This window comes from Pseudomonas sp. (assembly GCF_036404235.1).
In the GTDB taxonomy this organism is placed as follows: domain Bacteria; phylum Pseudomonadota; class Gammaproteobacteria; order Pseudomonadales; family Pseudomonadaceae; genus Aquipseudomonas.
In genome coordinates, this window is record NZ_DASWOT010000186.1 from 1 (window position 1) to 8,249 (window position 8,249).

Genomic DNA, 8,249 nt, shown 5'->3' on the forward strand with positions numbered 1-8,249 from the left:
TTTCCATACTGAACGGCGGCGACACACCAACGTTGTATGACAGTCGCGGGTCGACCTCCGGAAAAGCACGGCCACGTCCGCTTAGCCAGGTGTAAGTTCCTGTATCAAGACGTGAAGCATGCTGGCAAAATGCCGCAAGCCTCACGCTGTCGTATTTTGCCTGGAGATGGATTACCCGTGAATGCCTCAAGCGCGGACGATGTTCCGCAGCCCCCGAAGGTACTGACCACGCCTTTGGAAATTGCCGCCAACTTGCGTCTGCTGTTGGAAAGTCATGATCCGCTGATCATCACTTTTCATGAGCGCAGCCAACGTTTCCAGAGCTACATCATCGACGTCAACCGCGACGCCAATGAAATCGCCCTGGATGAAATGATCCCGCGTGACGGTGAGCGTTTTCTGGCCGCAGGCGAACCGTTCAGGATCGAAGGCTTCCACGACGGTGTGCGCATCGCCTGGGAAGTCAAGGCGCGCATGAGCGTCATCGATGATCCGCAACACCGCTGCTATCGCGGCCCCCTGCCTGAAGAAGTGGTTTACCACCAACGCCGCAATGCGTTTCGAGCGGCATTGAAGCTGGCGTCCCTGGTGGATGTCGAGATTGGTGGAGACAAGCTCAAGTCACCGCTCAAAGGCAAGTTGCTGGACATCTCCGCGACCGGTTGCAAGCTGCGCTTTGAAGGCGACCTTTCTGAGCGCATGCAGTTAGGTCAGGTGTACGAGCGCTTCGTCGCTGCGTTGCCGTTTGGCAGCATGACGGCGCCGGTCGAACTGCGATATCTGCACTTCGAAGAGCGCGTCAACATCACCTTTGCCGGCGTGCGTTTCCACAACATGAGTGGCCTGGTGCAGCGTCAGGTTGAGCGTTTCGTCTATCAGCTCCAGCGCGAAGCTCGTCGCTTCGACAAAGACGACGACTACTGACTGCATGCTGAGAGGACAGATTGATTTTTCAAAAAACGTGAAAAATAAAATCAATCCCCTCGCGAATGCGATTACCCGAGCGTTTGCACTATAACGGTCTGTCCACACCCACATCGTGAGAGGCATCGTGGGTGGGGTTTGGCCGCGCGACTTGCGGTTCGGTACTGGCGTCCTCACAGGTGCCTGGCGCGCTGTACTCCGTGCTCGGCGCCTGCTCTGTCGGCGCAGTTGTCGGTGCAGGTGCTTCTGGCACAGGTTCAACCGCAGTCTGCATCTGATCCTGAACCACTTGTTCATTGACCCGCGGGTCGAGCGCAACCACCAATGGCGAGCTGGACATGCTGTCCGGCATGGCGACGTGCTGCAGCGGTGCGTCTTCAACCTGGTGCAGGTTGGTCACAGCCTTCGGACGGATTCTCAAGGTGAGGATCAAGGCAGTGAAGCAGACGAACGCGTAAAGCATGTTGCTGCCAAACATCTTCATCAATACCCCCGACGCCAGCGGCCCGATACTGGCACCCACGCCGTAAGTCATCAACAGCATGGCGGTCAGTGAGACGCGCCGCTCGCCCTCCACATGGTCATTGGAGAACGCAACCGCCAGCGGATACAGCGAGAATTGCAGCAGCGACGCCAAAAAGCCCATGACGAACAGGACCTCTATCGGCACGTCAGGCAGAATCGCCAGCGGCAGCGACGCCACCACCAACAGCCCGGCTACGCCACGAATCAGCCAGGCCCGGTCATAGCGATCCGACAGCCAGCCAAGCGGCCATTGCACCAACAGCCCCGCACTGATGCAGCAACCCATGAATATACCGACGTTCTCGGTACTCATACCCTGCTGGGCGGCGTACAGCGGTGCGAGGCCGTAGAACGAGCCAATGATCATTCCCGAGCTCAACACCGTGGTGAGTGACTGCGGAACCCGACGCATGAAGAACAATGGCTCCAATGGTGCGGGACGCATCGGCGCCGGGTGAATGCTGCGGGTCATGGCGACCGGCACCAGGCACAACGTAAAGCACATCGCTACCAGCATCAGTAGCTCCGGACCCAGTTGCGGATGGATAACCAAAATCAGCTGACCCAACACCAGCCCCAGATAGGAGGCAATCATGTAGGCGCTAAATACCATGCCGCGTTGATTCGGCGAAGCCTGCTCATTGAGCCAACTCTCGATCACCATGTACTGGCACATCATGCCCAAACCGACAATCATCCGCAGGAAGATCCACGCCGGCAGGTAATCGATCAAGCCATGCCCCAACACCGCCGCGCCGACAATACCGGCGCAGGTCGCATAAGCACGGATGTGCCCGATCCGACCGATCAGCCGGTGTCCGATCTTGCCGCCAAGGGCCAGGCCGATATAGTTGGCCGCCATCAGCGCACCGATCCACAGGCCATCGACCTGATCGGCAGCCAGACGCAAGGCAAGGTAAGTACTTAACAAGCCCGAGCCGATCAACATCATCAGCGAGGCAAAATACAGCGCTCGAAAGGATTTCCAGATTTGGCGCATTAACGTTCCAATATCGCCCTCTCATCAAGAAAGGGCGAACGACGGTTCTTAAGCCTGAGCCGCCAGAACGCGACGCTCCCAGGGAGTAATTTCATCGAAGAAGCTGGTCAGTTCCAGGGTCTTCGATGCGACGTAGCCTTCGATGAACTCAGAACCGAACAGTTCCTTGGCCAATTGACTGCGTTTCAGACGCTCCAGGGCTGCATGCAAGGTACATGGCAGCGACAAATTATCCGGCACCACGAACTCACCCTGAATATGCTCCGACGGCTCCAGCGTGTGCTCGATGCCATACAGACCGGCTGCAAGACTAGCTGCAATGGCCAGATACGGATTGGCATCCGCGCCCGGCAGACGATTTTCAACCCGTCTGGCGACAGGCGCACTGGCCGGAATGCGCAAACCGGCTGCGCGGTTGTCGTGCGACCAGCAGGCGTTGTTCGGTGATGCGAAGGGATGACACAGGCGCTGGTAGGAATTGACGTTCGGCGCAAACAATGCGGTGAAGTCCGCCATTGCCGCCTGCTGACCGCCGATAAAATGACGAAACGTAGCCGTGGGTTCGCCGTTGGCATCGCTGAAAACATTTTGCCCGGATGTGGCATCGACCACGCTCTGATGAATATGCATCGAGCTGCCCGGCGTGTGCGCCAGGGGCTTGGCCATGCACACCACCGTCAGGCCGTGCTTGAGCGCGACCTCCTTGAGCAAGTGCTTGAACAGGAACGTCTGATCGGCGAGCAGCAGCGGGTCGCCGTGCAGCAGATTGATTTCGAACTGGCTAATGCCCATTTCGTGCATGAACGTGTCGCGCGGCAATCCCAGCGCGGCCATGCATTTATACACTTCGCTGAAGAACGGTCGCAGCCCATTGTTGGAACTGACGCTAAAGGCGCTGTGGCCCTCCTCGCGACGCCCGTCCAAACCCACCGGCGGCTTGAACGGCTGCGTGGGGTCGGTGTTGGGCGCGAATACAAAAAATTCAAGCTCGGTCGCCACCACCGGGGACAGTCCGCGCTCGGCATAACGGGCAATCACTTTCTTCAGTTGGGCGCGTGTGGAAAGGTTGGAGCTCCCCCCTTCCAGCTCGTCCGCATCGCAGATCGCCAGCGCCCGAGGCTCGGCGCTCCACGGCAGACGATGGATCTGCGCCGGGTCGGCGACCAGCGCCAGATCGCCGTCATCGCTGCCATAAAATCTGGCCGGTGGATAACCGCCCATGATGCATTGCAGCAGCACGCCACGCGCCAGTTGCAAGCGCCGACCTTCGAGAAAACCCTCGGCGGTCATAACCTTGCCGCGCGGCACACCGTTGAGATCAGGTGTGACGCATTCAATTTCATCAATGCCCATCAAGCGCTGCGCGAGTGAAGTGTGGCCACCGCTGCTCATGAATCAAATCCTTTATCGTTTAGCATGCCGTTCACCGGCGAGGCGTACAAAATAAGCATCAGGCGTTCGGAATATCAAGCAAGTTAACCATATCGGCCTCACAGGCAGGCTGACAGCTCATCGTAATCATCCTGATACGAATTGGCCGACTTTTTGCTACCTAAGTTTGAACATCAATTGAAACGCCATTTTCGTGGCAGTCGATGGACGTCACGCAGTCTTCACGCGACGCCCGGAACCCGCGAACCCCCTATTTTCAATGCCTTCATGAGCCGTGTCGTCCATGTGGAATCCGATCCCCGTCACGAGTCCGTTGCTTCCTCCGCTGGAAGAGTTCATCCCGTACCTGGAGGAAATCTGGAACAGCAAGCGCCTGACCAACGGTGGGCCGTTTCACGAGCAACTCGAAGCGGCATTGGCCGAGTACCTGGGTGTCGAGCATGTCTGCCTGTTTTCCAACGGCACGCTGGCGCTGGTTACTGCGCTACAGGCGTTGCGGATCACCGGCGAGGTCATCACCACGCCCTACTCATTCGTTGCCACCGCCCACTCATTGCTGTGGAACAACTTAAAGCCTGTGTTTGTCGACATCGACCCCCTGACCAACAACCTTGATCCGCGTCGTATCGAAGAGGCAATCACCCCAGCGACCACAGCGATTTTACCGGTCCATTGCTATGGTATCCCCTGCGATGTCGAAGCCATTCAGACCATCGCCGACACCTACGGCCTGAAGGTTATCTACGACGCCGCCCACGCATTCGGCGTCAAGCACAACGGCACTAGCATTCTTAACCATGGCGACCTGTCGATCCTCAGTTTCCATGCAACCAAGGTCTTCAACACCTTCGAAGGCGGCGCAATCATCTGTCCGGACACGAAGATCAAACAGCGCATCAATTACCTGAAAAACTTCGGATTCGCCGACGAAGTCACGATCATGGCACCCGGCATCAACGGCAAGATGAACGAGATTCAAGCGGCCTTCGGCATGCTGCAGCTACGACATATCGATTCGGCGCTGCAACTACGCAAGCGCATCTTCGAACGCTATACATCGGCGTTGGCCGGAATCGACGGCATCACGCTGTTGGGTCAACCGAAGGGTGTTGAGTGGAACTACGCCTACTGTCCGATCCTCATCGATGGCTCACGCCTGGGCGTCAACCGCGACGAAATGTATAACCGCTATCGCGCCCAGGACATCATGGTGCGGCGCTACTTCTATCCGCTGATCACTGAGTTCCCGATGTATCGCAGCCTGGCGAGTTCGAACGCCTCAAGACTGCCCCATGCGCATTCGATCTCAAGCCAAGTATTGTGCCTGCCGATCTTCCCGGACCTGTCGTTCGAGAGTCAGGACCGAATCATCGACATCCTGCTCAGCGCGCGTGAGGGCTGAGGTCGTGTTTGTGACAGATCACGACCTTCAAGCGCTGCGCACGGTCCAAAGGCTTCGCCCCTCTGACAAGACGTTACTGCCGCAAGGACGGGTTGCGCTCATGCAGCCTTACTTTCTGCCGTATCTGGGCTACTTCCAACTGATAGCTGCCTGCGATTGCTTCTTGATCTACGACAATGTGCAGTTCATCAAGAACGGCTGGATAGAACGTAATCGTTATCTGCTCGACGGCGAACCCAAATGGTTCGGCGTGCCGCTTGCCAAAGGAAGCCATACCCAGGCCATCCTGGAAAAACGCATTTCGCCGCATTTCCAGATCGAACCATTGATCAACAAACTGGCGTTCGCCTACCGCAAGGCGCCCTATGTCGAGCAAACCCTGACGTGGCTTGAAGCCCTGCTGAAATTGCCCGCGCAGAACATCGCTGAGTTCAACGAGCTGGCACTTCGGTCCTGTTGCAGCCTGCTCAAGCTGAACACCCCCATCGTTCGGGCCAGCGAATGGGCGCCTCAAAGCCATGCAAAAGCCCAGGAGCGAGTCATCGAAGTCATCCAGTCAGTCGGCGGCACGTGCTACTTGAACCCCGTGGCGGGCGGTGATCTGTACGATGCCGATGGCTTCGCACAAGCCGGTTATGCGCTGCAACTGTTGAGGCCTGTGTTGCCGAGCTACGCACAGCACAACCACCCCTTCGTGCCCGCGCTTTCGATCCTCGACGCCTTTATGTTCAACGATCTGAATACGGTCTGCGGCTGGGTCCGACAGGGAGAAATCTTGCATGGATGAGGCCATCGGCGGCTATTTCGAGATGGAGCTCAACCGTGGCAACCATCCGTACCCTGGCGCGGGCGCGTTCAACTCGGCGCGGTCGGCGTTCCAGGCAGTTTTGCTGGCGCGCAAAACCCGTCGTGTGTTCCTGCCGCATTTCATTTGCTCGGTCATGACAGACGCGGCCAACGCAGTGGACGTCGAAGTGACCCGCTATGGCTTGAACGACGCCCTGGAACTGCCTGAGCCACCCGAGGTGCAATTCAACGAACAACTGCTGTACGTCGATTATTTCGGCCTCAAGCGCGCTTATATCCAAAACACATTGGCTTTGCGCTATCGCGACAAGCTGATCGTTGACAATGCGCAAGCGCTGTTTTCCTTGCCTGTCACCGGCATTGCCACCCTGTATTCGCCGCGCAAATTCGTCGGAGTGCCAGACGGCGGCTGGCTGGTCAACGGCCCAACCAACGTTGAGCGGCCATCGCCAGGCACCTCGTCGCATCGACTGGATGCTCTGATCGGCCGCCTGATCGACGGACCGGAAGCGCATTATTCGGCGTTTCAGAGAACCGAAGAAGCGTTGGGACTCGAAGGCCTCAAAGGCATGTCCGCGAGCACCGTACGCCTGCTCGACAGCATTGATTACACCGACATCAAAACCCGGCGCATCGAGAACCTGAGGCAACTGCATGGCGCACTTCACGCCATTAACCACTTCAGTGCCTGGCCGCCGGTGCCAATACCCGCCTTGTGCTATCCGCTGCTGCTTGAGTCGGCCGACGCCGCTCAAGCGCTGCGCCATCGGTTGCTGGCCAATCGAATTTACGTGCCGAGCTACTGGCGCGAGTTGATCGACAGCCAAACAACACCGGCACTGGAAAAACAGTTGAGTGAGCGACTGCTGCCGCTGCCCATCGATCAACGTTATGGCCAGCAAGACATCAACAGGCTGGCCGCTGTCATCCTTAAGTACTTCGGGCATCACCCGACCGAATCCGACCAGTGAGACAAGCATGACTCGCCATCGTCTGCATCAAAAAACAGCGAATCCTTACTACATATATGCCCCAGATTACCGGGAAACATCCTCCGGAATTTGCGTGATGCATTACCTTTGCCACGCCCTGAATATCGCTGGGCATGAGGCGTATGTAGCGTTGTGCGATGTCGTCAACCCGCAACTGCGCACCCCGTTTCTGACCAATGCCATCAGGGCACAACACAAGCAGGCGGGTCGGGTACCCATCACGGTGTACCCCGAGGTCATCGACGGCAACCCGTTGGCCAGCTCCGTCGTGGTTCGCTACATTCTCAATCGTGAAGGCTTCCTCAGTGGCCGAGACGTGGCGGCCGCTGACTCCGACCTGTTTTTTTACTATGCCGAAGACTTCCGGGACAGCAGCTCGGAAGGCAACATGCTGACCCTGCCAATTATCGATTCACAGCTGTTTTGTCCCCCAACGGAACCTGTCGAACGCAAACAAAGCTATCTGTACCTGCACCGTTATCCGATCGAAAAAATTGACTTCAGCCTACTGCCTGACGATATCGAGCTACTCACCTTCAAGAACGCAAAAACCCTGGCTGAACTGGCCGAGATCTTTAAGCGTGCGCACGTTCTGTATTCTTTCGAGGTGTCGACCATCTGCACCGAAGCCATGCTTTGCGGCTGCCCGGTCATTTACTTCGAGGGCGATCACATCCAGTCGCTGCCTTTCACCAGCTACATCGGCGATTCGGGCGCGGCGCTTTATCACGAGCCCGGTGGATGGGAGCGGGCACGTGCCAGCGTCTGGAAGGTCCGGGAAGTCTGGCTGGAAATGGAAGTCGCGTTCTGGGGTCAATTCGAGCAATTCATCGAGCTTACCCAAGAAGCCGCTGCCAATTTTCAGCAGACCCTGCAACCGTCAATCCAGGACTGGATGAAACAACGTGTCCTGTCACCTGCCCAAGCCCGGCTGGTCTCGCAACATCAGGCAAGTCTGGACCAACACCCTGGCGTTCTGGTCATCGTGCTGGACCCAAAAGGACAACCTCAGGCCCTCAGCACTACGCTGGCAAGCGTCGACCTGTGGCAGGCCCAGACCCAAAATCGCCTGACACAAATCGTTTACAGCGCCTCACCGTATCCGGCGGATCTGTCCTTTGGCACCCAATGGGAAAATCACACCCACGATCTGGCCAAGCGCCTGAACGATACGATCCAAGACAGCGATGCAGACTGGTTCATCGTC

Annotated in this window: 6 protein-coding genes and 2 pseudogenes; 6 read left to right on the forward strand and 2 right to left on the reverse strand. The window is 57.5% G+C overall.

The window, feature by feature from the left end; genetic code table 11:
• Window positions 1-95, forward strand: a pseudogene (locus VGC62_RS23180) (flagellar protein FlgN); the annotation flags it as partial.
• An 82-nt stretch (window positions 96-177) separates the two neighbouring features.
• Window positions 178-924 carry a flagellar brake protein gene (locus tag VGC62_RS23185; RefSeq protein ID WP_331189414.1) on the forward strand — a complete coding sequence of 249 codons (747 nt, stop codon included), beginning with the start codon at window positions 178-180 and terminating at the stop codon, window positions 922-924.
• An 88-nt stretch (window positions 925-1,012) separates the two neighbouring features.
• Here VGC62_RS23185 and VGC62_RS23190 read toward each other — a convergent pair whose 3' ends face one another.
• Together VGC62_RS23190 and VGC62_RS23195 are read right to left on the reverse strand one after the other, a co-directional pair.
• The gene (locus tag VGC62_RS23190) at window positions 1,013-2,449 is read right to left on the reverse strand and encodes an MFS transporter (protein ID WP_331189415.1); all 1,437 of its coding nucleotides are present in this window, start codon (window positions 2,447-2,449) and stop codon (window positions 1,013-1,015) included.
• A 48-nt stretch (window positions 2,450-2,497) separates the two neighbouring features.
• Complete coding sequence (locus VGC62_RS23195) at window positions 2,498-3,739, reverse strand: glutamine synthetase family protein (protein WP_331189419.1); 1,242 nt, start codon at window positions 3,737-3,739, stop codon at window positions 2,498-2,500.
• A gap of 385 nt (window positions 3,740-4,124) precedes the next feature.
• On the opposite strand from VGC62_RS23195, the gene vioA reads away from it, so the two are divergent.
• From vioA to VGC62_RS23215, 4 genes and pseudogenes are all read left to right on the forward strand, one after another.
• A complete protein-coding gene (gene vioA / locus VGC62_RS23200) occupies window positions 4,125-5,243 on the forward strand; it encodes a dTDP-4-amino-4,6-dideoxy-D-glucose aminotransferase VioA (RefSeq protein ID WP_331189416.1) in 1,119 nt (372 codons plus the stop codon).
• A gap of 100 nt (window positions 5,244-5,343) precedes the next feature.
• Window positions 5,344-6,030, forward strand: a complete 687-nt coding sequence (locus VGC62_RS23205) for a WbqC family protein (protein ID WP_331189417.1) — start codon at window positions 5,344-5,346, stop codon at window positions 6,028-6,030.
• Window positions 6,023-7,021 (forward strand): hypothetical protein, encoded by a 999-nt coding sequence (locus VGC62_RS23210; RefSeq protein WP_331189418.1) that lies wholly within the window; start codon window positions 6,023-6,025, stop codon window positions 7,019-7,021. The genes VGC62_RS23205 and VGC62_RS23210 overlap by 8 nt, the downstream gene beginning before the upstream one ends.
• A gap of 97 nt (window positions 7,022-7,118) precedes the next feature.
• Window positions 7,119-8,249, forward strand: a pseudogene (locus VGC62_RS23215) (hypothetical protein); the annotation flags it as partial.